This window comes from Williamsia sp. z71 (genome assembly GCF_059553375.1).
The window spans coordinates 159,858-184,555 of the sequence record NZ_JCANWX010000001.1; the positions used below are offsets into that span (position 1 = coordinate 159,858).

At 64.6% G+C, this 24,698-nt stretch carries 28 protein-coding genes and 1 tRNA gene; 12 read left to right on the forward strand and 17 right to left on the reverse strand.

Features of this window, described 5'->3' with window-relative positions:
- The first annotated feature begins 46 nt into the window (after positions 1 to 46).
- Complete coding sequence (locus AC51GR_RS00630) at positions 47 to 1,213, forward strand: ATP-grasp domain-containing protein (protein ID WP_496323332.1); 1,167 nt, start codon at positions 47 to 49, stop codon at positions 1,211 to 1,213.
- Between the two features lie 35 nt (positions 1,214 to 1,248).
- On the opposite strand, the gene AC51GR_RS00635 is transcribed toward AC51GR_RS00630, so the two are convergent.
- From AC51GR_RS00635 to AC51GR_RS00660, 6 genes are all read right to left on the reverse strand, one after another.
- A complete protein-coding gene (locus AC51GR_RS00635; RefSeq protein ID WP_496322695.1) occupies positions 1,249 to 2,082 on the reverse strand; it encodes an alpha/beta fold hydrolase in 834 nt (277 codons plus the stop codon).
- A gap of 20 nt (positions 2,083 to 2,102) precedes the next feature.
- Positions 2,103 to 2,915, reverse strand: a complete 813-nt coding sequence (locus tag AC51GR_RS00640) for an acyl-CoA thioesterase domain-containing protein (RefSeq protein WP_496322696.1) — start codon at positions 2,913 to 2,915, stop codon at positions 2,103 to 2,105.
- On the reverse strand, positions 2,905 to 4,155 hold the full coding sequence (locus AC51GR_RS00645; protein WP_496322697.1) for an MFS transporter: 1,251 nt from the start codon (positions 4,153 to 4,155) through the stop codon (positions 2,905 to 2,907). The genes AC51GR_RS00640 and AC51GR_RS00645 overlap by 11 nt, the downstream gene beginning before the upstream one ends.
- The gene (locus AC51GR_RS00650; protein WP_496322698.1) at positions 4,152 to 4,811 is read right to left on the reverse strand and encodes a GntR family transcriptional regulator; all 660 of its coding nucleotides are present in this window, start codon (positions 4,809 to 4,811) and stop codon (positions 4,152 to 4,154) included. The genes AC51GR_RS00645 and AC51GR_RS00650 overlap by 4 nt, the downstream gene beginning before the upstream one ends.
- A gap of 73 nt (positions 4,812 to 4,884) precedes the next feature.
- The gene (locus AC51GR_RS00655; protein ID WP_496322699.1) at positions 4,885 to 5,340 is read right to left on the reverse strand and encodes a hypothetical protein; all 456 of its coding nucleotides are present in this window, start codon (positions 5,338 to 5,340) and stop codon (positions 4,885 to 4,887) included.
- Between the two features lie 53 nt (positions 5,341 to 5,393).
- A complete protein-coding gene (locus AC51GR_RS00660) occupies positions 5,394 to 5,747 on the reverse strand; it encodes a hypothetical protein (RefSeq protein ID WP_496322700.1) in 354 nt (117 codons plus the stop codon).
- Positions 5,748 to 5,848: 101 nt separating this feature from the next.
- On the opposite strand from AC51GR_RS00660, the gene AC51GR_RS00665 reads away from it, so the two are divergent.
- Positions 5,849 to 7,249: a YibE/F family protein gene (locus AC51GR_RS00665; protein ID WP_496322701.1), complete on the forward strand. Its 1,401-nt coding sequence runs from the start codon at positions 5,849 to 5,851 to the stop codon at positions 7,247 to 7,249.
- A 23-nt stretch (positions 7,250 to 7,272) separates the two neighbouring features.
- On the opposite strand, the gene AC51GR_RS00670 is transcribed toward AC51GR_RS00665, so the two are convergent.
- Positions 7,273 to 8,265, reverse strand: coding sequence for a fumarylacetoacetate hydrolase family protein (locus tag AC51GR_RS00670; protein ID WP_496322702.1), 993 nt, complete (start codon positions 8,263 to 8,265; stop codon positions 7,273 to 7,275).
- A complete protein-coding gene (locus AC51GR_RS00675) occupies positions 8,262 to 9,257 on the reverse strand; it encodes an MBL fold metallo-hydrolase (RefSeq protein WP_496322703.1) in 996 nt (331 codons plus the stop codon). The genes AC51GR_RS00670 and AC51GR_RS00675 overlap by 4 nt, the downstream gene beginning before the upstream one ends.
- A gap of 173 nt (positions 9,258 to 9,430) precedes the next feature.
- Here AC51GR_RS00675 and AC51GR_RS00680 point away from each other — a divergent pair, with 173 nt between their 5' ends.
- Entirely contained in the window at positions 9,431 to 10,006 is a 576-nt protein-coding gene (locus AC51GR_RS00680) for an HdeD family acid-resistance protein (protein ID WP_496322704.1), read from the forward strand.
- On the opposite strand, the gene AC51GR_RS00685 is transcribed toward AC51GR_RS00680, so the two are convergent.
- Positions 10,000 to 10,809 carry a lytic transglycosylase domain-containing protein gene (locus AC51GR_RS00685; protein WP_496322705.1) on the reverse strand — a complete coding sequence of 270 codons (810 nt, stop codon included), beginning with the start codon at positions 10,807 to 10,809 and terminating at the stop codon, positions 10,000 to 10,002. The genes AC51GR_RS00680 and AC51GR_RS00685 overlap by 7 nt on opposite strands.
- Before the next feature lie 224 nt (positions 10,810 to 11,033).
- Positions 11,034 to 11,708, reverse strand: a complete 675-nt coding sequence (locus AC51GR_RS00690) for an acyl-CoA-like ligand-binding transcription factor (RefSeq protein WP_496322706.1) — start codon at positions 11,706 to 11,708, stop codon at positions 11,034 to 11,036.
- 121 nt (positions 11,709 to 11,829) lie between these two features.
- On the opposite strand from AC51GR_RS00690, the gene AC51GR_RS00695 reads away from it, so the two are divergent.
- Both AC51GR_RS00695 and AC51GR_RS00700 read left to right on the forward strand, forming a co-directional pair.
- Complete coding sequence (locus AC51GR_RS00695; protein WP_496322707.1) at positions 11,830 to 12,777, forward strand: AAA family ATPase; 948 nt, start codon at positions 11,830 to 11,832, stop codon at positions 12,775 to 12,777.
- A gap of 69 nt (positions 12,778 to 12,846) precedes the next feature.
- Positions 12,847 to 13,767 (forward strand): vWA domain-containing protein, encoded by a 921-nt coding sequence (locus AC51GR_RS00700; RefSeq protein ID WP_496322708.1) that lies wholly within the window; start codon positions 12,847 to 12,849, stop codon positions 13,765 to 13,767.
- A 1-nt stretch (position 13,768) separates the two neighbouring features.
- Here the strand turns inward: AC51GR_RS00700 and AC51GR_RS00705 are convergent, their stop codons facing one another.
- Positions 13,769 to 14,590 (reverse strand): DUF1542 domain-containing protein, encoded by an 822-nt coding sequence (locus tag AC51GR_RS00705; protein WP_496322709.1) that lies wholly within the window; start codon positions 14,588 to 14,590, stop codon positions 13,769 to 13,771.
- 127 nt (positions 14,591 to 14,717) lie between these two features.
- On the opposite strand from AC51GR_RS00705, the gene AC51GR_RS00710 reads away from it, so the two are divergent.
- Complete coding sequence (locus AC51GR_RS00710) at positions 14,718 to 15,284, forward strand: DUF4334 domain-containing protein (protein WP_496322710.1); 567 nt, start codon at positions 14,718 to 14,720, stop codon at positions 15,282 to 15,284.
- A 6-nt stretch (positions 15,285 to 15,290) separates the two neighbouring features.
- On the opposite strand, the gene AC51GR_RS00715 is transcribed toward AC51GR_RS00710, so the two are convergent.
- Positions 15,291 to 16,475: a glycoside hydrolase family 183 protein gene (locus AC51GR_RS00715; protein WP_496322711.1), complete on the reverse strand. Its 1,185-nt coding sequence runs from the start codon at positions 16,473 to 16,475 to the stop codon at positions 15,291 to 15,293.
- Between the two features lie 198 nt (positions 16,476 to 16,673).
- Between AC51GR_RS00715 and AC51GR_RS00720 the strand changes: the two genes are divergently transcribed.
- Positions 16,674 to 17,315, forward strand: coding sequence for a nucleoside/nucleotide kinase family protein (locus AC51GR_RS00720; RefSeq protein ID WP_496322712.1), 642 nt, complete (start codon positions 16,674 to 16,676; stop codon positions 17,313 to 17,315).
- Here the strand turns inward: AC51GR_RS00720 and AC51GR_RS00725 are convergent.
- Positions 17,312 to 17,815, reverse strand: a complete 504-nt coding sequence (locus AC51GR_RS00725; RefSeq protein ID WP_496322713.1) for a hypothetical protein — start codon at positions 17,813 to 17,815, stop codon at positions 17,312 to 17,314. The genes AC51GR_RS00720 and AC51GR_RS00725 overlap by 4 nt on opposite strands.
- A gap of 284 nt (positions 17,816 to 18,099) precedes the next feature.
- A complete protein-coding gene (locus tag AC51GR_RS00730; protein ID WP_496322714.1) occupies positions 18,100 to 18,345 on the reverse strand; it encodes a hypothetical protein in 246 nt (81 codons plus the stop codon).
- A gap of 412 nt (positions 18,346 to 18,757) precedes the next feature.
- Here AC51GR_RS00730 and AC51GR_RS00735 point away from each other — a divergent pair, with 412 nt between their 5' ends.
- Entirely contained in the window at positions 18,758 to 19,282 is a 525-nt protein-coding gene (locus tag AC51GR_RS00735) for a CarD family transcriptional regulator (protein WP_496322715.1), read from the forward strand.
- A 42-nt stretch (positions 19,283 to 19,324) separates the two neighbouring features.
- Here the strand turns inward: AC51GR_RS00735 and AC51GR_RS00740 are convergent.
- A tRNA-Gly gene (locus AC51GR_RS00740) sits at positions 19,325 to 19,398 on the reverse strand.
- An 82-nt stretch (positions 19,399 to 19,480) separates the two neighbouring features.
- Between AC51GR_RS00740 and AC51GR_RS00745 the strand changes: the two genes are divergently transcribed.
- Entirely contained in the window at positions 19,481 to 20,101 is a 621-nt protein-coding gene (locus tag AC51GR_RS00745; protein WP_496322716.1) for a class I SAM-dependent methyltransferase, read from the forward strand.
- A gap of 52 nt (positions 20,102 to 20,153) precedes the next feature.
- Positions 20,154 to 21,839, forward strand: coding sequence for an HNH endonuclease signature motif containing protein (locus AC51GR_RS00750; RefSeq protein WP_496322717.1), 1,686 nt, complete (start codon positions 20,154 to 20,156; stop codon positions 21,837 to 21,839).
- A gap of 17 nt (positions 21,840 to 21,856) precedes the next feature.
- On the opposite strand, the gene AC51GR_RS00755 is transcribed toward AC51GR_RS00750, so the two are convergent.
- Positions 21,857 to 22,735: a sigma-70 family RNA polymerase sigma factor gene (locus tag AC51GR_RS00755; RefSeq protein ID WP_496322718.1), complete on the reverse strand. Its 879-nt coding sequence runs from the start codon at positions 22,733 to 22,735 to the stop codon at positions 21,857 to 21,859.
- Positions 22,736 to 22,831: 96 nt separating this feature from the next.
- Here AC51GR_RS00755 and AC51GR_RS00760 point away from each other — a divergent pair, with 96 nt between their 5' ends.
- On the forward strand, positions 22,832 to 23,293 hold the full coding sequence (locus tag AC51GR_RS00760; RefSeq protein WP_496322719.1) for a carboxymuconolactone decarboxylase family protein: 462 nt from the start codon (positions 22,832 to 22,834) through the stop codon (positions 23,291 to 23,293).
- 25 nt (positions 23,294 to 23,318) lie between these two features.
- The gene (gene dcd, locus AC51GR_RS00765; protein ID WP_496322720.1) at positions 23,319 to 23,888 is read left to right on the forward strand and encodes a dCTP deaminase; all 570 of its coding nucleotides are present in this window, start codon (positions 23,319 to 23,321) and stop codon (positions 23,886 to 23,888) included.
- Here the strand turns inward: dcd and AC51GR_RS00770 are convergent.
- Positions 23,875 to 24,612 (reverse strand): MerR family transcriptional regulator, encoded by a 738-nt coding sequence (locus AC51GR_RS00770; RefSeq protein WP_496323333.1) that lies wholly within the window; start codon positions 24,610 to 24,612, stop codon positions 23,875 to 23,877. The genes dcd and AC51GR_RS00770 overlap by 14 nt on opposite strands.
- Between the last annotated feature and the right edge of the window lie 86 nt (positions 24,613 to 24,698).

The window sequence follows — 24,698 nt, forward strand, 5'->3', positions numbered from 1 at the left end:
ACCATGCTGCGAGTGCAGCCATTTCCCGGTTTTCCTGCGAGGTGTGATGTCCGACCGTAGCGGCAAAAAGGTCCTCATAACGTTCGGCCGGTCGTTTCTCACACTCGATCTCGCGAGGTTGATGAATGCTGGTGGACACGATGTGTACATCGCTGATTCGGTCCCATTTCCAGTCAGTCGATTCTCCAATTCCGTGCAAAAAGTATTTCGCGTACCGCGGCCCAAATATGAGCCGAAAGAGTACATCGCGGAAATAGCGCGACTGGTCCGATCCGAATCCATCGACATGGTCATACCCATCCACGAGGAGACCGACATCCTGGCGATGGCGCGCGATCAGTTTCCGCCGGAATGCCGGCTGCTGCTCTCGGATTTCGAGACCGAGTTCCGGCTGCACAACAAGTTTGAATATCAGGTTCTGCTCGACGCGCTCGGTGTCCCCACGCTGAAGTACGCGCAGGTGCGATCCGTCGAAGAGTTCGAGGCGCTGGATTTCGACAAGCCCTTCGCGCTGAAGCAGGTCTACTCGCGCGGTTCGCAGCAGGTGTACAAAGTGACCCCGGGGCAGATGCCGGAAGGTATCCAATTCGACCCGGCCAATCCGTGGCTGGCGCAGGAGTGGCTCAAAGGCAACAAATACTGCACGTATTCGGTATGTCATGAGGGGCGTATTCATGCTCACGCGATATATCCGGTTCGTTACGCAATTGACGGTCACTCGTGTCTTACGTTTGAGTCGGTTGAGCACGCCGGGATCACCGAATGGGTGACCAAAAGGGTGAAAGAAACAAACTTCACCGGGCAAATCGGATTCGATTTCATCGAGGATCCGGGCGGTGGTTTGTACACCATCGAATGCAACCCGCGCTCCACCAGCGGGATCCTGATGTTCGAGGCGCACAACCGCGTCGACCTCGCGTTCTTCGGCGAGAACGAGGACGTCATCACGCCTGATCCCGATGTCCGGAAGATGGTCGGCGCGGGGATGCTGCTCTATGGGTGGCGCAAATCGGCGCTGGAAGGGAACACGCTGCGCGGCTTTGCGCGGGATTTCCGGAACACGGACGAGATCATCACCCGACGGGACGACATCGGGCCATTCCTCGGTGTTCCACTTGCGGTGGGCAACATCCTGCAGAACTCGCTTCGATACCGGGTGGGCCTGGCCGAGGGATTCATGCACGACCATGAGTGGGACGGCCAGCCGCTGTGAGGTGATGAAAGGGTGCGCCCGGGCCCGGACTGCACTCAGCGGTGACGGGCGCAGAACTCGGTGATCCGTTCGACGCTGTCACCCGGGCCGGTGAAAAGCCCCCCGTGGCCGGCACCGTCGATCTGGGCGAACTGTGATCCCGGGATCAGGCGCGCGGTTGCCTCGTTCGGTTCCGGGGGAAAGAACAGGTCGTGCTCGAAGGCGAGGACCAGGGTGGGGACGTCGATCGCGGCCAGATGCTCCGGCAAGGGCTCTGCGGCCTTGATCCAGTTGTATGAGGCATTGAGTTGTCCGGCAAAACCTTCCGGACTCGACCACCCGCCGTCGGAATCGGTGAGTGCCTGTCGCCAGCCGGCCACCGTGCGCGGATCCTGCAGGAGTGTGGTGTGCAGCGTGGTCATGAGCTGCTCGAAAACCAGTACTGCCCGCGGTATCTCACCGATCTGCTCGATGAGGGCCAGTTCCATCTCGCCGACGAGGGCGCCGATCGGACTCGGTTGTAGGCCGGCGAAAAATACTGCTGCGCTGACCAATTCGGGTCGAGTGCGCAGCATCATCTGAGTTGTGTAACAGCCCATCGAGAACCCGACAACCAGCGCCTGCGGGACGTCGAAGTGATCGAGGAGACCGCAGGCGTCCTCGGCGAGGTCGGCGACCGAATACGGCGCGGGTGGCGCGGACGAGGGCGACAGTCCCCTGGCGTGATAGGAGATCACGCTGAATCCGGCATCGACCAGCGAATCGGTGAGTCCGCAGATCTCCCACACCATCGACGGCATCCCGAGCCCACCGTTCAGCAGGACGGTGGGACCTTCACCGACGCGCTTGCAACCCAGCACAACTCCGGTTTCCAGGGTCGCCATCTCCATGGGGGTCGCGCCTTTCGGTCCTACAGCAGTCCCTTGCGCACCGAGAAGTCGATCTGCGCCGCAGCATTGCTGACTGCGGTGACCATACCGGTTCCGAATGGCCCTTTTCGGTCATACAGCGTTGCGGTTCCGACGGAGATCCCGTCCGCCGTGATGTGGTTGTCGGCCTCGACCCCGAGTTCGTGACCCTCGGGGATGCGGGACAACGCCATCGTGAGGTCGCAGTTGATGTAACCGATGCCCTCGGTACCTAGATTGGTGACCAGACTTGTCGACTCGGCGCACTGGACCGCGTGGACGAGGCGTGAACACGGCTCTCCGGGCAGCACGCCCATGCCGGTGCTCCAGGCCCGCTTCCGTTCGACGTTCTGATGCCCGCCGATGCTCTGGCTCCACTCGTTGCCGTCGGTGTGCACGTAGGGGTGACGGGGCTTGTTGTCGAATGCGTTGTCCGGCGGCGTGAACGTCGACTCCGGACGCCACTCGTTTCCGGGAGGCGGGGCCGACCGACGCAGGAACACGATGGATGCCCGGGCGACCATCACCTCGCCCTGCATCACCTCGGCGTCGGCGACGACGATCCGATGGCCGGACCGGACCTTCCGGGTGTTCACCACCGTGGGCTCGTTGCGTGCCGCCTTGAACAGATCGATCGTCAACCGGGAGGGGACGAACTCGGGATCTGCGTAGTCGCGTTCGAGAGCGTGCGCGGCGGCGGCGCAGACCGCGGGACCGTTCAACGAGTTCGGTCCCCATGCGCTGCGCGCCCACGTGGTCGGGATCAGCGTGACGCCATCGGCGTCGAGGGTGAAGTAGCTCGGGTCAGACACCATTCGATAGTTCCAGACCTGCGGTGATCTTGTTGCCCTGGGTGTCGGGCGCGGTGGACGGCAGGTTCTTGCGGGACTGGCGCGTGATCACCGCCAGGGTGAGTGTTGCCGCGACCGCACCGAACCCGAACATCTGCGGATAGGTGACCGCCGGGAGGTATTCGTGCAGGTAGGCCAGGGTTGCGGGGATGGCGAACCCGAGGTAGGTCAGGGCGTAGTAGACCGCGGTGAGACCGGCGAGGTCGCGGGGGCCGGCGATGCGCTGCACCTCGGACAATCCGGCGACCAGTGCGATGCCGTAGCCCGCACCCAGGATCACCGCCGCGACCAGCACCGCCCAGATGGTCAGCAGGGCCGAGGCCAGTGCGGCCGCGCCCATCCCGACGATCATCAGGAGCAGCGCCACCTGACTGGCCCGGGCCGAATCGGCCCGGTCGATCCGGCGGCCGGCGGATTGAATGGTGAAGCCGCAGGTCAATGTGACCGCCGAGATCAGTGCCGCGAACGCCATCGGGGCGGCATCGACCTCGGGGGCGATCAGGGTCGGCAGGATCGCCTGGCATCCGATGGCGGTACCGAACACCCAGGGCGCCAATGGGACCACGACCAGCAGGAATCGCCGATCGCGAAGGGACGGGATCCGCAGGTCATGCAACAGCCGCGTCTTCTGGGTCGCAAGGCGTCGAGTTTCCGGAACCGACCACAGCCAGGCCGCGGCGATCAGGCAGATCGCCGCGTTCGCCACGTATGACGACGCGTGCGGCCACGGACCCCATTGCGCCATCGTTCCGGCGAAGGCGGCGCCGACGCCGAAGCCCGCGGTCAGGCTCATCGCGGCTCGGCGGGCGCCGTTACCGGTGCCGGCGGGGTCGAACGGAGGACCGGAGAGCTCCTTGAGCCAGCTGGTGCCGACCGCCATCGCCAGTCCGATGGCGATGCCACTGAGGATGCGGCCGACGGCGAGCAGCGGGACGGAGTCCGTCGCCACCGCCAGGACCAATGATCCGGCGGCGGCGATGAACGCGGCGGGGCGCATCAGCGGTCGGCGGCCGAATCGGTCGGAGAGCGGTCCGCCGATCAGCAACGCGGGCACCATGCCGACCACGTAGGCGAACAGCAGGACATCGACGGTCGGTCCGGCCATCCCGTACTCATGCTTGTAGAACACCAGCAGCGGCGTGAACTCGTTTCCGCCCCAGGCGATCGCGAACATTGCCGCGGCAACACCGCGCCAGTCCCTCATGCCGGTGTCCCATCGGAGGGCAGCGGCGTGCGGAGATTGTGGACCGCGTTCAGATGCGCGGCCAGTGACGTCGTGAATCCATCGGCGTCACCGGCTTCGATGAGTTCGGCGAGTTCGGTGTGCTGGGAGATGATCCGCTGCATCTGGGCGCGATCCCGTTGGACGGAGGTGCTCGTCATGCGCAGCTGACGATCCCGGAGGGTGTCGTAGAACCCTTCGAGCAGCGGATTGCCCGCGGCCTCGACGAACATTCGGTGGAAGGCGGCGTCGGCGATGGTGAACTCGTCGACCTCATCGGCGTCGGCGTGCGCGGCCTGCCTGCCGAGCGCGGCGCGGAGATCCGTCATCAGCGACGTGCGGTCGCGGGAGGCGAGCATCCGCACGGCGGCGGTCTCGACCACGAACCGTGCGGTGATCACGTGCTCGGCCTCGTCGGCGGGGACCGGCACGATCAGTGCGCCCCGTTTCGGATAGAGCTTCATCCAGCCCTCGGCCTCGAGGCGCAGGAAGGCTTCGCGGACCGGCGTGCGCGAGGTGCCGAGCATCGTGGCGATCTCGCCTTCGCTGATCAGCTCGCCGCCGGCCAGCGTCCCGGCCAGGATCTGGCCCTTCACCTGTTGATATGCGCGCTCAGAGGCGGACAACTCCTTGGACACAACTTGTATCTAAGCATGGCCGCCCACCCCGGCCCCCGTCGAGCGTGCCGAACCGCGGGGTGAGCGGGGGGTGTCAGCGAACTGCGGGTTTTGTGGTTTCTGCCTGATAGCGGATCGCGGCGTCGCGGAAGGACAGCGCTTTGCGGTGTTGACCGCCTGCTGTCAGGACGTCGGCGGTGCGTTCGCACAATTCGGCGGCCTGGTCGGTGCGTCCGAGTGCGTCCAACGTCCTGGCCATGTGTTCGACGACGTCGAGGGTGTCGGGGTCGGTCGGTCCGTGCGTGAAGGTGTACTTCGCGAGCAGATCGCGGCATTGCGGCTCGCAATCGACCCACAGCCCCAGGCGCACCTGACAGCGGATGACGTCATGCAGATTCGAGAGGCACTTCAGCGAGTAGGGGCCTTCCCGGCGACACCGGATCTCTTTGAGCACCGAGAACTCCGCAAGCGCGTGTTCGTATTCGCCGGCTTCGAAAAGCTCGGTGGCCTCACGCTGCATTTCGTCGAGCACATGTCCACTCTGGCGCATCCGGTGTCCCGTCGCGGCGGGTTCACCGATTTCGGCGCAGAGATGGTGTCAGGTCAGCAGCGTGTGTTGCTGCCCTGTTCGAGGTAGACGTGTGAGAGCCAGCCCTGTTTGTCGGCGTCGGAGAACTGGACGTGGGTGAACTTCTTACCTGCACTGTTGATGATGTAGCAGTCGAAATCCAGGGAGACGCCTCCCGGGACCCGGGCCACTTCGCGGCAGGTGTTGTCCGGGCCGCTCCGCAATATCGCGTTATTCGATTTGGCGGTGCTCGACCCGGTGTCCTTGTCGGACCAGGCTTGCGTACAGATCTGTGTGGGGGCGGCTTGCGCCGGGGCGGCGACTCCTCCGATGAGCCCGACCGTCACCACGGGGATTGCTGCCGCTGCCGCGGAGAATGAGCGTTTCATGGTGACCTCCTGTCCTTTCTTCAGCAGTTGAATTGCGTGCATTCCCACGGTAAACCCGATCGGGCGGGTCGTGGCCGGGCGCGACCACTAATGTGACCGGGGTGAGCCGACCCTCTCGTCGCGACGAGTCGCCCCGACACCACCACCATCAGCTGGGGCCGGTGGACCTGCACCCGAACGTGGCGAAGGTGGTCGTCGGACTGCTGATCGCGTCCGCAGTTGCCGTCGTTCTCGGTCTGGTTCTGCTCTGGCCCGGCGATCGGGACCACGACATCCCGGTGAACTTCCAGGCTGTCGGTGGTGGTTCCATCCAGGTCGAATCCGGGCAGGTGGTGGCACAGGCCACGTCCGACTGCCTCAATCAGCAGGCCGGGCAGGTCTTCGCCGGTGATCCCGTGGTGCGGTCCGTCAAAGACGGCCCGTGCATCCAGAACACCGTACGGCTGACCTCGGGACCGAACGAGGGCGCCAACACCCTGATCGAGGTCCCCACGAACCGGGTTCAGGCCGGGATCGAGCAGGATTCCGCCAGTGATGAGCTCACGCCGGAGCAACTCGGGCAGCCGCTGCCCGGTCAGCCCGACCTGGAGGTCGGCGACAACATCAAGCTGTCGCGTTCGGCGGGCGTCGCCGGCGACAGCTACTCGTTCTTCGACTACGGTCGCTCGACATCGATCATCGTGTGGGCGTTGGTGTTTGTGTTCGCGATCGTTCTCGTGGCCTCCTGGCGAGGGCTGCGGTCGGTGATCGGTCTCGTCTTCGCCTTCGCGGTGCTCTTCGGCTTCACATTGCCCGCGATGCTGGACGGGAAATCGCCGGTGGCAGTGGCGATCGTGTCGTCGGCGGCGATTCTGTTCGTGGTCATCTACCTCGCACACGGGCTGAGCCTGCGGACCAGTGCGGCGTTACTCGGGACGCTGGCCTCACTGCTGATGGCGGGCTTCTTGTCCTGGCTGGCCATCGAGACCATGCACATCTCCGGCATCTCGCAGGAGCAGTCGACCAACCTGCAGATTTATAACAACGCCATCTCGGTGAACGGAATCCTGTTGGCCGGGTTCATCATCGGCGCACTCGGCGTGCTGAACGACGTGACCATCACCCAGGCGTCGGCGGTGTTCGAGCTCTCCGCGGCCGACGGTGGCAATCGCTTGCAGACCTTTGCCGCTGCGATGCGGGTGGGCCGCGACCACATCGCCAGCACCGTGTACACCCTGGTGTTCGCGTACGCGGGCAGCACACTTCCGCTCTTGCTTCTGTTTTCGGTGTCCGGTCAGACTCTCGGGACGCTGATGACCACCGAATTGGTGGCGATCGAACTCGCCCGGAGCTTTGTCGGTGGTATCGCCATTGCGCTGTCGGTTCCGCTGACCACCGCGGTTGCCGTGATGCTGTCCACCAGGCCACCGGTGGCCGGCGTCACCCGCGGCGGTGACAACAAGACCGAACCGGCAACGGAGGAGACCGAACCGGAACACGGGCGACACTGGATGCCCGAGTAGACACCTGCCGGACCGATCCCGCCTCAGCCGGGATCGGCCACCGTGTTGGTCACCGAACCGATCCCGTCGATCGTCAGGGTCACCTCATCGCCCGGACGGATCCAGCGGTCGAGTTCGAGACCACATCCCGACGGCAGGGTGCCGGAGGTGATCAGCTCACCGGAGTGCAGGTTCTCTGACTGGCTGGCCCACGCGACGACTTCGCCCGGGCTATAACGCAATCCGTGAGTACCGGTGGACGACCACAGCTGCCCGTTGACGTGGACCGAAGCGGTCAGTCGATCGATCTGGGGCAAGATCTCGTCGGCGGTGACCACCACCGAGCCGATGGAACTGCCAAAGGTCTTCGCTTTCACAACCGGCCCGAACACGCCACGACGCTGTTCGTCCCACTGCATGTCACGTGCACTGAAATCGTTGAACACCACGAAGCCCCCGATGGCCGCAGCCCCGGTTCTGGGGGTGGCATCGCGCACCGGATGGGCGATGATCATGCCGAACTCGAGTTCGAAGTCGAGTTCCTCGGTGTAGCTCGGCCAAGGCATCGGTTCGCCGTCGCCGATGACCGACAGGTGGTTGCCGGTGTAGTAGACGGGGTGATCATAAAAAGCAGGACCAGGGCGTAGCAGCGGAAAAACCCTGTGCGTCAAGCGTTCATAGGTCCGGATGATGGGGCGGCTGGCAGGCAGATTGCGTTGGATGAGGCCATGGGCGGCCTTGATCCAGTGCTCTTCCCATCCGAGGGAACAGCGCAGCGAACTCGGGTAGTAAGGGATGGCCGGGGGCGGATCGGCGGCGATCCCGATCCCCGCATTCGCAGCCTGATCGACGGCATTGACGATCTTGGCGCGCGAGTGCTCACCGGAAGCCAAGAGCGCCAACAGATTCGAGTGCAGGTATGAGAGTTCTCCGAGTTCGGTACGGGCGCCGATTGCGTCGCGAAGGCTGATCCACCGGTTCGACGGTTCGTGCAGGATCGCCAACGATGGGGGCCCGGGTAGGCGGCGGATCTTCATGACAGCCAGCCGTGCTGGAGTTTGCCGGCGTCGGCAAAGGCGCGGGCCCGCCGGACGATGGTGGGCGGCGCCGGCTGTGCGCCGTCGAACAGTCGGTAGAGGGTACTGAGGTTCAGCACGATTCGTTCGGGCGAACCCCATGCCGAGAAGGGCGTGAACTCCGGGGTACGGACCAACTCGCGGGCCGTTGCCAACGGTGCCCGCCCGGCGGCATGGTTGTCGCGCGCGGCCTGCGAGAGCCACAACCAGTAGTCCCGCAACAACTCGATCTCGGCACGACCGCAGATCGGGCCGTGCCCGGGGACGTAGGTGGCACCGTCGAGTTGGAGGAGATGGTCGATTGCGGTTATCCAATTAACCAGTGGCCCATGCCAAATCACGGGGGTGGTACCGATGAACAGGAGGTCGCCGGTGAAAACGACGCCGGTGTCGCGGAGGTGGACGATGAGGTCGCCGGGTGTGTGCGCCGGGCCGAAGTTGCGGAGATGAGCGACACGGTCACCGATCTCGATGTCCTCGGTGTCGGAAAAGGTGTGGTCGGGCAGTCGGGGTAGACGCTTGGGGAGGTCGGCGCCGCCGGTCACCTGATGCATGTAACCGCCGAGATGACCGGCCGGCCCGGGTATCGACCGGGCCAGCCCACCGATTCTGGCGAACGTCGCCACCGCTCCCGGTGGCGTGTCATCCTTCATCGCCGCCAGCGCGGCCACCGACGTCGTGATGCGGGTGCTTTCGGGAAGTGTGTTGTTGCCCCACCAGTGGTCACCGTCGGAGTGGGTGTTCACCGCTTCGGTGATCGGGAAGTCGCTGACCGAGGCCCAGGCTTCGGCGTTTTCCTGTGCGCGTCCCTGGTCCCAGACCGTGTCGATCACCATCGCTGCGTCATCGCCGACCACCAAGCCGGTGTTGGTCTGCCCCCATCCGCCGGGCAGATGCATGAAAGCGTATGTTCTGGCGTCGATTTGGGTCAGCTGGTCGTGCCGAGTGGGCATCGGTGTTCCTTGATAGAGGCCTTTCGATTCACTCTACCGAGCGGGGACTCGCTTTTGTTGGCTCTGGGGAGACTACGGATCGGGGGATGCCCCTGATGAACGGGACGGTCGGACGGCACAAACTTGCCTTGATTTGGTGTGTCACCAGGGGTTTCGCGGGGTAAGTTCCAGCCATGACGAACATTGTTGTCACCCAGTCGTTTCCCGATCAGCTGCGCAACGCGGTGCGGGCCGGACTCATCGCCAGCGCGGTCATCGGGATCATCATCGGTATCGTGGCCCTGATCTGGCCCGAGCCCACACTTGTCGTGGTTGCGGTTCTCTTCGGGATCACCCTGATCTTCACCGGCATCTACCGCCTGACCATGGCTTTCTCGGCAAAGCTGCTGCCCACCGGGCTGCGGGTCTTCCTCGGGCTGATGGGCGCGATCATCCTGATCGCGGGCATCGTGTGTCTGTTCAACCCGGCCGAGTCGCTGGTCTTGCTGGCCATCGTGATCGGCATCTCGTGGATCGTTCAGGGCATCCAGGAGATCGCCGCGGGACTCGGCGGTGCCCTGTACGCGCCCAAATGGTTTCTGATCGGGTCCGGCGTGATCTCACTGATCGCCGGCATCGTGGTGCTGTTCCTGCCCGGGGCCGCGATCACCACGTTCCTGATCGTGGGTGCGATCCTGCTGATCGTCGTCAGCGTTGTCACGCTCCTGACGCTGCCGCGGGAGACGGTCACCCCGGTTGCGCGTCAGTAGCCCTCGGCCCAGCCACGCACCTTGGACACGTAGTCCATCGAGTTGTTGTAGCGCAGGACTGCTTTGACGACCTGATCCGGGTCACGGAGGTCGAGGCCGCCGTCGCAGAGGTATCGGCCGGTGGTCAGGGCCGCGTCGAAGAGGTTCTGGGGATCGGCGACACCGTCGCCGTTTCCGTCCGCGGCGTAGTGATGCCAGGTTTCCGGAAGGAACTGCATCGGGCCGACCGCGCGGTCGTAGTAGGGGTTTCCGTCGAGCTCGCCGCCGTCGGTGTCATGGATGACGTTGTTGCCGGCCAGGGTGCCATCGAGCAGCGGGCCCAGGATCGGTGACTCCAGGACGCCTGAGGGATCGGCTTTCCCGTTGTTCGCATGGGTCGATTCGACGCGGCCGATCCCGGCGATCAACTGCCACGAGACCCCGCAGCCGGGAAGTTCTTTCGCCAGCTTCGAACCGGCGGCGTGATACGCCTGGTAATTGATGCGGGGGATCTGGCCGCTGGTCACACTGGCCGGGACGGCTTCGGGTGCAGGTGCGGGGGCCGGTTCGGCTTCGGCGCTGAGCTGTTCCACGGCCGGGATGGCCACAGGTGCCACGTCCTCGGTGGCCGCCGCCGATCTCACCGCGGCCGATGCGGCGCTGTCGGCCACCTGCTTCGTGGGTTCACCGGTGATCTGCTGACCGGCGTGGGCCCCGGCCACTGCGGTGACCAGCCCGACGGGCACAAGCGCGGCCAGAGCGTACGGCGAGCGCCACTTCGTCATCAGCGTCGACGTCTTCTTTGGTGCCGAATGCTTACCCAAGGCGGTGACCTCCTGTAGATGGGCGTTCGCCCGTTGAGTCCGCGCCGACGCTACATCAGATAGCCCTGCTTCGTTATCATTCCGTGATCGAAAATCCGGGGACGGCGTTGCCGGATCGAGACCTCGTCGCAGGTCAAAACTTTAGCAATGCGAAGAATGTGATCCCGGTCACTCTGTTGGCGTGTCGGCTGTCCCTGCGGATCAGGGGAAAGCGGATCTGCCGGTCACCACCCGGAGTGAATCGCGGGCTCTCGGGACATCCCGATCGACGCCTCGGTGGCCGGAAGGCGCGATGCGATCCATTCCGTGCCGGGGTCTTCGGGAACCAGCAGTTGGATCGTCGAATGAAGGCATTCGGGGAGTGTTGTCTCCGGGTGCGTTATCCAATACTCATGCGCGGCCATGATGGCCGCGGTTGTCGCGTGCGCGAAAGTCAGGGCGGCCATCTCGTCCGCGAGCCAGATGCCGCGGCGCGCGAGGAATGCGATCACCGACTCGTGGATCCGGTGGTACATCCGGGCGGCCTGGGTGTGGACCGATGGAACGGTGAGGACGAGTTGGGCGCGGTACCTCGCCCATCGCTCGTCGGCAGGGCGAAACATCAGGGCTGCAACGATTGCGGATTCGAGCACCTGACGTGGCGGATAAATGCCTTCGTCGGCGGCGAGGTACGCATTGAGCCGGTCGATCTCGGCATCCGATTCGAGCCAGAGCACATCGGCTTTGGTGGGGAAGTAGCGGAAGAATGTCCGGCGGCTGACGCCCACCGCGGCGGCGATGTCCTCGACGCTGGTGCGCTCGAAACCCTGACTGATGAACAGTTCCCGTGCGGCCGTGGCCAGTTTGCTCGCACTGGTGGTTGCGGGTCTGCCGCCCTTGTCGATCGTCGCGTGTTCCATGACATTCCCCCGGTCTGTATGGCTGTGTGCCATGGTCTCACCAACGTGGCGCGAAAGCGATGGCCGCCGGCTGCGTACAGCGTCCCTTGTCGTAGGTGCTCGTCGACCTTAGATTGATGGCATGACAAGAGCTCTCGTAGATGTGTCCGCAACCGCCGCGATCCGGGCCAGGATCGCCGAGCGGGTGGTGGGACGCGAGCGCGAGGTCGATCTGTTGCTGGCGGCGGTATCGGCCGGACGGGACCTGATGCTCGAAGGTCCGCCCGGGACATCGAAGTCGACACTGCTCGGCACCATCACCGCGGAGTGGGACATCCCGCTGGTGTTCGTGGAGGGCAACGCCGACCTGACCCCGAGTCGGCTTGTGGGACATCACAATCCTGCGCGGGTCCTTCGCGAGGACTATTCGGCGGACAACTTCGTCGAGGGGCCGTTGATCGAGGCGATGCGGACGGGCGGGTTCCTCTACATCGAGGAGTTCAACCGGGCCCCCGAGGACACGCTCAACACATTGCTCACGGCGATGGCGGAACGGGTGATCACGATCCCTCGGGTGGGCAGTGTGAAGGCGCTTCCCACGTTCCGGGTGGTGGCATCGATGAACCCGTACGACAACATCGGCACCACCCGGTTGTCAACGTCCGTGCATGACCGGATGTGCCGACTGGTGGTGACCTATCAGGACGCGGCAGCCGAACGTGAAATCGTCAAGCGCCGAACCGGCGTCGATTCGGCTCGGGTGGTGGCCGATGCCGTTGCGGTCACCAGGGCCACCCGTGAACGCGACGACATCCGCCAGGGGAGCAGTGTGCGTGGCGCCATCGACGTTGCGCTGCTGGCCGCCGAACTGGCCCAGATGCGTGGGATCACGCTGCCCGCGGCGGACTCGGTCGAACCACCGCGCGGCCTGCCGGAGGACTACACCAACACGATGCTCGACGCGATGCTGGTGGCGTTGTCGGGGCGAATCCACCTCGACGACACCGCCTTCGAGACGCCCGAAGCGGTGTTGCGCGAGATCTGGCAGGACCACTTCGTCCTGATTCCGGCGGCCGCCGAGCCGGGTTGAAGAGCAGTCGCGGCCGATGGTCCCCTGTCGCGCCGGTCGAAGAGCGGCCACGGCAAGGATCGCGCGCACATGAAGCCGCTGCGTCGTAAACCCAAGGTTCTCGACGAAGAGCCCGCGCTGCTCAAACCTTCGGCCGGGGGTGGCGGATTCACGTTGATCCCCAAGGGAACCGAGCGCGGCAAGCCGATGCAGTTGCCCGGTTCGTCGGCGCCCGGTGCCACCGAGGACGAGGGCGATCTGGTGGACTCGCGTACCGATGCGGTCGTCGACGAGATCGGTCGGCGGCGGGCCCAACAGATCGCTCGGCGGTTGGCGTTGGCACAGCCGATGAGGCAGCGTCGCGCCCGTCGGGCCAGTGCCGGCACGCTGACCACGATGCGCTGGCGCGGCGGCACCGATGAGATCGATCTGGATGCGACGTTGGTTGCGATCGCGGGTAACCCGTTGCCCACCGACGACGACATCCTGGTTCGCGAACGGGTCCGCAACCGGCGTTCGATTGTTCTGGTTGTCGACATCTCGGGGTCCACGAAAGGCGAGCAGGTACGGACCGCGGCAGCGACGGTCGGTGCGATGGTCGGTGAACTCGCGCGGGATGACGTTGCGGTGGTGGCCTTTTGGTCGGATGCCGCGATCCTGGTCCGGCTGGGGGAGCGGGTCGGTGCCCAGACCGTGCTGGACCAGTTGCTGACGTTGCCGACCCAGGGGCTGACCAACGTCGCGTTTGCCCTCGAGGTCGCGGCGCAGGAACTGGCCGGGGTGCCGCCGGCGGATGCGCGGGTGCTGCTGCTCAGCGACTGCGTCCACAACGCGGGCCCTGACCCGCGGGGCGTCGCGGCGCGACTGCCGCGCCTGGACGTGCTGCTCGACACCTCAGGTGAAGACGATGTCGACCTGGGTCGTGACCTGGCGACGATCGGCCGGGGCCGATGCCGCCTGATCCGCGATCATCACGATGTGGCGCCGGCGTTGACGTCGATCTTCGGCTGACTCAGAAGCCGCCGAAGTCGCCACCACCGAAGTCTCCGCCACCGAAGTCCCCGCCACCGAGGTCGCCACCCTGGTCACCACCGAAGTCTCCGCCTTGATCACCGCCGATATCCCCGCCTTGATCACCACCGACGTCACCTTCCCCCGAGTCGAGACCCTCTTGGTAGCCCTCGCCAGCACCGCTTTCGAAGGCGTTGGCGTCGTAGTTGACCCCGGCCATACCGGAGAACATCGCGTTGAACAGGAGTACTGAACCCAGGCCCCAGGCGCCGGCCACCAGTGCCGGCTTCCACCACGGCTCGGAGTACCACCCGGCGGGCACCGGACGTCCCGCGACACGTCCGCCCGGGTAGTAATTCGGCGTCTTGTCGGAGGGCTTCGGTGAGGCCGCGATGTGCCGGCCCTCGAACTCGATGTCGCGGTCCTCGCTGACGGCGCCCGAGGACTTCTGGCCCTCGAGTGTCGGGATCTCGGGTCCGGGATCCATGTCCATGGCCAGCCTTGCGGCGCGAACGTAGTAGAGGCCCTCCAAGGCGGTTTGCTTCGCGAGGAGTGCCTGTTTGGGGGTGGTGGCCTGCTCGATCTGGGAGCCGGCCGCGTTGAACCGTTCCGAGGCATCGGCCAGGGCCGATTTGGCCGGTTCGTTGGAGCCGATGAGGCTGTAGACCTGGCCGCCGAGTCTTTCGATGGCCTGGCGGGCATCGGCTTTGGCATCGGCCAAAGACGACTCTTCGTTGCGGCGGCGTACGGAACCCTGGTTACGGGTCACGGCAACGAAGCCCACGATCACAGCGATGACGGCGATGACCAGGAAGAGTTCCATGATCGCCCCTTTCGGTTCTCCGAATCGGACAAAATCCAGCGTACCCGGCGCTCTCCCGGCCACGTGCAGACAGCGACAATCGGCCGGAGGGGTTGGCCGAAGCGCTGCGGCTGGCTAGATTGTCGGAATGTCGATCGCAGAGAACGTCGTTGCCGACCAGCAGGCCACCACCGAGCAGGCCCAGGCCGTCTTCGACGAGGCCGCGCCTGTGGAACCGGACTTCATGATCGGAACCTGGCGCGGCGCGGAGGTGCGAACGGGTCACTGGATGGACGGGATGCTCGCCGCCAGCGGTTGGTGGGGCAAACAGTTCGTCGACGCCGAAACGGTGCATCCGTTGCTGTTCCCGACTGCCGACGGGCAGGCGCTGTGGGCGCTCGACCCGCGCCGCCTGCCGTTCAACCTGCTCAAGCATGCGCCGTTGCCGTCGTTGGAGGGACGGTCGCTGTCCGGCCTGGTGATCGCCTCGCGTCCGGTGATGGGGACCAAGAAACCCAAGGCGCGGCTGCGGACCACCGTGTACGGCGGTGTCGGTTCGGCGACGATGGTCTACGACGCGCATCCCATCAACGACGTTTTTCGCAAGATCAGCGACGACGTGGTGATCGGACTGATGGACCAGCGCGGGGCGCCGCCCTACTTCTTCTCCCTGCGGCGCGACGAGTCTCTGCCCGTGTTGGCACAAGGCCGTTAGCGCCGGTCAGATCTGGTCGAGATCGGTGCGCAGCAGCATCACGTTGTAGTGCTTCCACACCGATGCGGTGTAGTAAAGGTACTTCCCCGACGACAAGGGGTGGATGTAAGGCGCGTAGATGCCGCCGAGTCCCTTGGCCGGAGCCAGCAATTTCGGTCCACTCCAAGGTCCTTCGGGCTTCTCGGCCGTTCGCATGACGAGCCCGCCGGCGCGATCGCTGGTGTGCAGCATCACGTACCGCTGGAGGTGGTCGTTCCAGGCCACCGACAGTTCGCTGATCGGTTGTGGTGCAACGCTTTGCAGATTCCCGAACGTCCTCGACCAGCGCTGGGCGGCGTTGTTGGTGTAGTACTCGTACTTGCTCACATCGAGGATGTTCTGCGGCAGAAACCTTGCGAGATAAGCGGAGCCGAGCCGGCCGTTGGGTGTCCCGTACTGGTAGATGTAACCGTCGTTGCCCTTGGTGTAGGCGTTCATCTGGAACTTGCTGTTGTCCTGGCGGACTTGCCCGATCCCGGGGATGGTGACGTCGGCGTTGACGCGAATGGTGTTGCCGTCGACGGCCCAGGTCTGACCGTTGTTGTGCGAGACCGCGATCGCCGAGAAGTTGGTGGCCCATTGTCCGGGATCGCCCCACGCCCGTACCGACATGTAGTTGATGTATTGGGTGTTCCCGATGGAGATCGCGGCCGTGGGGATGGTGGTGATCTCGATATGGTTCGCGCCGAGCGAGGGGATCAGTTCGCCCGCAACGGCGCTCGAGACCGTGATCCCGTCCGAGAGGTCTCTGTCATCGGAGCGGAGCAGGACGTTGTGTCGCCACTGCTGCCCGGCGATCGAGCAGTTCCCGAATGTGTCACCGAACGCCATCAGGATCTGTCCGGATCCGTTGTCCCAGCTGATCCCGAGGTCGGTGCCGGAGATGGCGAAGCGGTCGTATGTGTTGTTCTTGCTGCGGGGGCCGGTGACCCATTCGACGGCAGTCGTGTTGGGGCCGGCGACGACCGGGAGTGCGCCTTGCGGTCCCTTTGGTGGTTGCCCACCACTGCTGCCGAAGATGCTGCTTCCGCTGCTCCCACTACCGGCATTTCCACACGGCTGCGCCATGGCGGGGGACGCGAGTGCGACGAGTCCGCCGGCAACGAGTGCGACCACGGATGTGCCGATCGTGACCGAGCGGAATGCATGCATGAGGGCTCCTCGCGCCGGACGCAGATACGGAAGTGGCCAGTGTGCGTGCCGATTCTGGAGTTCTCAGTGTTGCAGAGTTCTGCGTCTTCTATGGCGCTTCTGCGGTGATAGGTGCTGGTTTCCGTTGATCACCCAGTGTGAACGTCGACCGAGCGAATGCCCGATAATCGGCTTCGGTAATAGACGAGAGGTAGCGACGTGATCACTGCGCCCGGTGAACTGGTCGAACGTCTGGAGGCGCTCCGGCGACGAGACGACCGCGTACTCGTCGGTGTGACCGGCGCCCCCGGCAGCGGGAAGAGCACGGTATCGGCCGCGGTGGCGGACCGGTTGGGCGGCGATGCGGTGGTCGTCCCGATGGACGGATTTCATCTGTCGAACTCCGAACTCGTCCGACTGGGTTCGGACGACCGCAAGGGCTCGATCGACACCTTCGACGGGTTCGGCTACCTCCACCTGATCAAACGCCTGCGCGCGGCCGACGAGCCGGTGGTCTATGCCCCCGACTACGTCCGCGGAGTCGAGGAGTCGATTGCGGGGTCCATTGCGGTCCCCGCTGCGGTTCCGGTGGTCATCACCGAGGGCAATTACCTGCTCGACTCCGACCCGCCGTGGAGGCAGTTGCGTTCGCTCCTCGACGAGATCTGGTTCGTCGAAGCGCCACGCGAGATCCGCCTGGAGCGTTTGGTGCAGCGACACGTGAGCTTCGGAATGGATGAGGCCGCGGCGCGCGCCTGGGCCGCCGGCCCGGACGAGACCAACGCGGTGCGGATCGAAGCCTTCCGGGATCAGGCCGATCTGATCATCGACGTGATGCGTTTTGCCGAAGCGTTGGACTAACGCTCGATGGTGAAACCGACTCGGCGGAAGTACTCTTCGAAACCCTCGACGTGGTCGCCGAGGTGGTGGATGAGTTTTGCCGTGTCGTGTTCGTGCTGGGTGGTGACCAGGCCGCGGATCTCCATGGCCCAGGGCAGTACCGCGCGACCACCATCGGCGACCACATAGTTGAACCGGTCGACGAGTGCGCCGCACCAGAAGAAGTCGGCGAAACAAAGATTGACCGTCTTGTCGGAGAAGATCTTTGACCACTCGAAGATGCGAGCGTGGCTCGCGTCTCCGGCGTGTTCGAAGTCCAGCCCCATGCCCCAGGCGATCGTGATGTTGATGTTGGGCTTGTACGAGGCGGTCGCGTAGTGGCTGTTGACCTCGATGCGGTAACCGTCCGGAGTCGCTGCACCGTCGAACCAGTTGTGGTAACTCGGTCCCTGATGCTTGATCACCTGCCAGTCATCTGGACCCGAGCTCTGGATGATCTGGCGGAACTCCTCGAGATTCAATGCGCTTCCCTTCGTCTGTCGAAGGATAACCCGCCGACCGGTGTCCCAGGTCCGTGGACCAGTTTGCCTGTTGTACCTGCAGATCGTGCCGAGACGTAGATCAGCTCGGAATCGTTGTGAGCCTCAGCAATACAACGCGAACGTCACTTGTTCCCCAACCGAGTTGGGTGCGGCGGCCGCCGGTGACAGTCGCCAAGGGTTGCAACTCCATTCAGCGGAGAGGTGGTCGAGGGTCTCGGCTCGGTCCGAATTGGTTGGCGACAACCTAACGGCCGCCGGAAAGGCTAACGACTACGAAATCCGGGGCTGTCCAGGCCGCGGACCAGATCGCACGGCCACGGTGCGGAAGGGTTGTGACGCCCGAGGCAGTGTGCCCCGTACACCCCACCTTCGGGTTGGTGGGCCTTCAGCTTCCGCTTTGCAGCCTTCTCGGCTCGTACTGCGTCGGCGGAGCGGCCGGCGCGGACGGTTTGGTTCTGCCACCACGCACTGATCGAACTGTTCTTCTGGGTAACGAGCTCATCTGCCATGGTCGAGACTCTAGCCTCGCCGAACTCTGCCCCCAAAGACTGCGGCCGGAACGGTCCTTCGGTGCCGTTTGCTCGACATCCTCTGCCAGGCTTCGGCATTCGCGGAATGTGGAGGTGATCTCGACGCATTACGCTGTAGCGCTGGATATCTCGATGCGCGGCGAGCGCGGGTGCGGGAGCGTGAGCAAACTCACCCCGTCATTCCGTGATTGCAGGAGGATAATGGGACTGTCGGCTCGCGGGCTCCGATGTGCCCATCGATATGAGCGCAGTGTCCCGTGGTCGCGTTGCTTGGCCGAGCACCCGTTGTTCTGGTCATGCGATGTGATGACCGTCAAGCAGAGGGTGTGTGCGCCCTGGGTGCTGCTTGCGGTTGAGCGCGACGCCAGCACGTCAGAAGGATCACATCAGTATGCAGTTCTCAACCGGTCAAGTTGTTGTCCACCCGCACCACGGCCCCGCCACGGTCTCCGAGATCTACAGTCGCCCAATCCGTATGGTGCCGACGGAGTATCTGCGGCTCACCATTCATCACTCCGACCTCACCATCGACCTGCCGGCGCTGCAGGCCGAAGAGCTCGGCGTCCGGCCGCTGTGCGACGCCGCCGGACTCTCGCGACTGCTCGAGGTGCTGCGCGCGCCCACCGGTGACGAGCAGGACTCGTGGACGCGGCGGTTCAAAGAGAATCAAGAGAAGCTCCGACGCGGTGACCTCTTTGTCGCCGCAGAGGTCGTCCGGGATCTGGCCCGTCGCGAGCGCAAGAGTCATCTTTCGGTAGGCGAGAAGGCAATGCTCCGCTCGGCGCGCGGCCCGGTGGTCACCGAGCTGTCGTTGGTCTTGTCGATTCCCGAGGCGGAAGCCGAAAGCCTCATCGACGCCAACATCTTCGAATCCGAAGCGGTTCCTGAGCACCGGGTGTTCGCTGAGGCGAGCTGAGTCGCTGAGCTGACCGGGTCTGACCTGGCCTGGGAGTTCTGATGGAGCCGATGACGGGAATCGAACCCGCGTATGCAGCTTGGGAAGCTGCCGTTCTACCATTGAACTACATCGGCGTGCGGTTTTGGCCGCGAGAGCGATATTAACAGGCGTCTCGGGCAGCGCACGTGGCGCGCTCGGTTTTGGAACAATCCGGGGGTGACCCAGCCTGGATACGACGCACTTGCCGACCTGTACGCGCAGACCTTCCCCGATCCGTATGTGACATCACTTGAACGTCACGTGGTCGCCGCGTTTGCCGACCTGGTGCACGAAGGCCGCGTCCAGGGGGCCGTGCTCGACGTGGGCTGCGGGCTGGGTCAGGTCGCCGCGGACCTCGCGAGCCGGGGGTCGGACGTGATCGGTGTCGATCCGAGCCGGGAGATGCTGACGATCGCTCGTCGTTATCACCCCGACCTTCAGTTCGTTCAAGATGATGCGCGACTTGCGTCCACCGAGCTGGGCGGTGTCAAGATCGCCGCAATCATGGCGCGGTTCAGTCTGATTCACGTACCGCCCGCTGAGGTGCCGGATGTGTTGGCCCGGTGGGCGGTGAGGATGGATCCCGGGGCACTGGTTGCGGTCGCCGGCCAGACGACCGACACGGTCGGTGCGATCACGGAGTTCGATCACGCCGTTGCGCCGGCATGGCGTTGGCATCCGGACCGGCTCTCCCAGGCGCTGTCGGACGCCGGATTCGAGGAACTGTGGCGGACGATCAACCGCCCGGACACCCACCATCGCTTCCCCGCAGTGCACCTGGTCGCCCGGCTCCGTTGACGAAATTTGCTTTCGCCGGAGTTTGTCGGAGGGCTTCTGTAGTGTCGAATGCATGTTCGATAGGGCGGGTGATGCAGCAGATGGGGCCGTAGATACCGGCTCGGGGTTTCTGCTGCGTCCGAACGAGATCCTCCGCGGCGCCGAGGGTACTCGGGCGATCGAGGCGCGGGTGGCGTGGAAGCGATATGAGACCGCGGCGGTGTTGCACCGGTTGTTGGTCGAACCGACCGCGGGTACCGAGGCGGAGATGCGGGTCTTCGATCCGTTCGCGCAGTGCGCGGCGAGGTTGTCTGCGGCGGAGGGCATCACCCAGCATGCCGCTGAGTTGCAGATCAAGCGTGGGGTGGCGCTGCGGGACCGTCTGCCACAGGTCAACGCTGTGTTGAAGGCGGGACACGTTGCCGCGGAGTATATTCCGGACATCATTACTCGGACCGAGCTGATCGACGGGTCGGTACATCGGGCCGAGATCGATCAGGCGATCGCCGAGGCGCTGCGACGGCGGGGGGCGTGGTCGAAGAGCCGGTTGCGGGACATGGTCGATACCATCATCTTTCGGCGTGATCCGGATCTGGTTCGCAAGGCTCGTGAGGACGCGAAGAACAATCGCGGGGTGTGGGCGAACAACGCCGACCATGGGATGGCGGTGATGGATGCGCATTCCTCCGCCGAGGAATTGGCGATGATCATGGCACGGCTGGAGAAGCTGGCGATGTCGACGTGTAGGGCCGATCCGCGGAAAAAGTCTGACCGACTGGCCGACGCCTTGTTTGCCACGGTGATGGGCCGCGAGTTCCGCTGCGAATGCCCGAACGACCCAAAACACCCCTGCACTGCCGAGATCGTCACCGTCCCTGCCGGTCAGGTCATTTCTGGTGTGGACGTGAAGATCGTGATGCACGTGATCACCGATCAGGCCACCGTCGACGGTCGCGCCGAGAATCCAGGCTTCATGGACGGACACGGTGTCATCTCCAGCGATCACGTTCGTGACATTGCTGCCCGCCCGGAAACGGTCCAGCGGCCCATGGGCAACAAACCTGCACCCGCTCCCGTGCAACCCGAGCCTCAACCCGAACCAGTGCAACCGGAACCTGAGCAGCCCGAGGAGACACCAGAACCGAAGCGGCCGAAGGTGTACATGCGCCGACCGCAGAACCCAGCAGCCGCGGGCGGCATCGTCACAGCGCCTTTCCCGCAGGTGATTCCACTGCCGGCCACCCAACCCGGCGATCAGTACCGGCCGTCGGTCGTCCTCGACAGTTATCTCCGGATCCGGGATGTGTACTGCATGTGGCCCGGCTGTGAGCACAAAGCCTGGGGGGCGGACCTGGACCACACCTGCGAGTACAACCACAACGACCCCGACGCCGGTGGCTGCACCCATCCATCAGAGATGAAGACGCTGTGCCGTTTTCACCATTTGCTCAAGACCTACAGCGACTGGCTTGACGACCAGTACCCCGACCCCGCGACCGGACGGCCCCGGCTGATCTTCACCACCCCGGAAGGTCACCACTACCACGGCCCGGGCTGGACCGGCGACGATTTGTTCCCGACGCTCAGGCTCATCGTCTTCGACAGCCAGCGTGGTTCGCCCCGGTCATCACCATCGCTGTCACCAACGCGCCTGCAATCACGGACTGCAGCCAAACACGCACGCCGTCAACAAGAACGTCTACGCAACCGCAGACTTCGAGAAGAACCGGAGAGGAAGACGCCGCGGGCTCCGTTCTAGTGGGATCCGGAAGAGCGTCAGACGATGCCCGAGAAATCCATCCGGGCGATCCGCTGCGGGTCGGAGACGATGTTCATCGCGCGTACGCGGCCGTTGGCGACGGTGAACGATGCGATCGCGGACACCTCGTCGCCGGCGAACGAAAGCACGCCGAAACCGCCGTTCACGCGGACCAGTTGGCTGCGTGCGTTCGCGGCCCGGTAGAGGATCGCTCCGCGGGCAACCTTCTCCACACCGACCAACTCCATCGGGGCCTTGTCGGCTGCATGGTCGTTACGCAGGACGATGTCCGGGTCGAGGACGGCCATGAGCGCATCGAGGTCACCGCCCCGGGACGCGGCGAGAAACGTCTCGACCACCCGTCGCTGTTCCGAATGTTCCGGCGACCGCGGCGTCGCGCCCTGCACGCGAGCCCGCGCGCGGCTGGCGAGCTTCCTGGCTGCGCTGGGCGTCTTGTCGACGATCGGCGCGACCTCCTCGAACGGCATCGCAAACAGGTCATGCAGAACAAACGCCAACCGCTCACCCGGCGTCAGTGTCTCCAAGACGACAAGAAGAGCGACACTCACCGAATCGGCCAGCACGGCCTGGGCCTCAGGGTCCCCGGTCGGATTGAGCGGAGCCACAATCGGATCGGGTACGCGCACGATGTCCAGCGATTCCTCGCGGCGAGTCCGCCTCGACCTCAACATGTTCAGGCACACCCGCGACGTGACGGTGGTGAACCAGCCGCCGATATTGGCGATGTCATCGGTGTCGGCCGCCGCGACCTTCAGCCAGGTCTCCTGCACCGCGTCCTCGGCCTCGGGCAGCGACCCCAGCATCCGATAGGCGACTGCGCGTAGGTGTCCGCGATTGGCCTCGAACTCGGTGAGCAGAAAATCGTTGGTGTCCATCGGTCACATTTCCCTTCCCTCGGGTGTCAGAGCCATGAACCGCCCGACACCGCCGATGTGACATGCGCACCGGCCGGGCCGATCCGAGGAGCCGAAATGTCTGCACGTATGACCAACCCAGCCACCATCCTGCCGCAGGCAGCCAAGGCTGTTCCGCATCTGCTCGGTGCGATCGACCAAGGTGGCGTCTCCGCCACGTTGCGCGAACTCATCATGCTTCGCGCCAGCCAGATCAACGGCTGTGCGGCCTGTGTTTATGGCCACGTCGCAGCACTGCGTAAAGAAGGAGAATCCGATGAGCGCATCGACACGGTCGCGGTCTGGCGGGAATCGCCCTTCTTCACCGACGCCGAGCGGGCCGCCCTGAACCTGACCGAGGCAGCGACGCGGCTCGCCGATTCGCCTGGTAAGGCGGTTTCGGACGAGATCTGGGATGAAGCCGCGGACATCTTCGACGAGAAGGCGATGGCCGGCATCGTGCTGACGATCGCGACCATCAACCTCTTCAATCGCATCAATGTCACGATCGGCGAACCCGCGGGCACAACATGGAGCTGACGCCAGGAGCGGCTAATCTCGTCCTGTGCTGCTCTCCGACCGCGATATCCGTGCCCAGATAGCCGACGGCCGGTTGGCCATCGAACCGTTCGACCCGACGCTGGTACAGCCGTCCAGCATCGACGTCCGGCTCGATGGTCTCTTCCGGGTCTTCAACAACACCCGGTACACCCACATCGACCCGGCGCAACGGCAGGACGACCTGACGACGCTGGTCGAGCGAACCGAGGGTGAGCCGTTTGTGCTGCATCCCGGCGAGTTCGTCCTAGGGTCGACGCTCGAGGTCTGCACCCTGCCCGACGACCTCGCCGGTCGCCTCGAAGGCAAGTCGTCACTGGGTCGACTGGGCCTGTTGACCCACTCCACCGCGGGTTTCATCGACCCCGGCTTCACCGGTCACATCACGCTGGAGCTGTCGAACGTCGCGAACCTGCCGATCACGCTGTGGCCGGGGATGAAGATCGGCCAGCTGTGTCTGATCAAGTTGTCCAGTCCGGCCGAATCTCCTTACGGCAGTGCCGCCGCCGGATCCAAGTACCAGGGACAACGCGGCCCGACCCCGTCGAAGGCGTACCTCAACTTCACCCAGCAGTAGATCCCCGACCCGCGAGGTAGTCGTCGAGTTGCTGGGCCAGGTCGCGGTCCAGTGCGCGGTCGAGCGCATTGTGGGCGGAAATCGTTCCGGCCTGGCGCATTTCGCGCAGCAGTTCGACGGCCCACTCCGATTCGGAATCAGTCTTCGGAATCCATCCGTCGCCGTGTTGTTCGGCCATGACGGTTCGTCCGGCGGAGATCAGGGTCGAGGCGACCTGGGCCATGTCAGCCTCCACACGGCCGTGCACCTCGAGCAGCATCGCCAGGGACAGCCCCAGTTTTGTGAGCCTGCCGAAAGCCCGCACCGTTTCGCGGTCCAGCAGGGTATAGCCGTCGTCGGTGCGCTCGATGAGCCCGTACTCGATCAGCTTGTCGTAGTGAGTTGGGTTGCCGGAGTTGAGCAATGCCTTGAGAGCTTCGGCGGAGATGGCCTCGGTGTGCGCCTTGGACCACGGTTCGGTGATCACCTCACGGAGGCCGAGGACATCGGCCAGGTCGTCGCCGCGTTGCATCCCGTGCAGGAAGTCACCGATGTGCCGGATGGTGAATCCGCGCTGCAGAAGGTCGTTGATCACCTTCAGCCGGGCGAGGTGATTGTCGGAGTAGATCGCGACCCGACCACGCCGGTCGGGCCGGGGGAGCAGCCCACGATCCTGATAGCCGCGGACATTGCGGGTGGTGGTTCCCGCGGCTCGCGCCAGGTCGTCGATCCGGTATTCGGTCATCCCATCGCCTTCGATCGGCTGCATGCTGGATTCGTTCAGGACAAGGTCGAGGGCTGAGTTTAGCGGAGCGAAACGCGGGGTGTTCG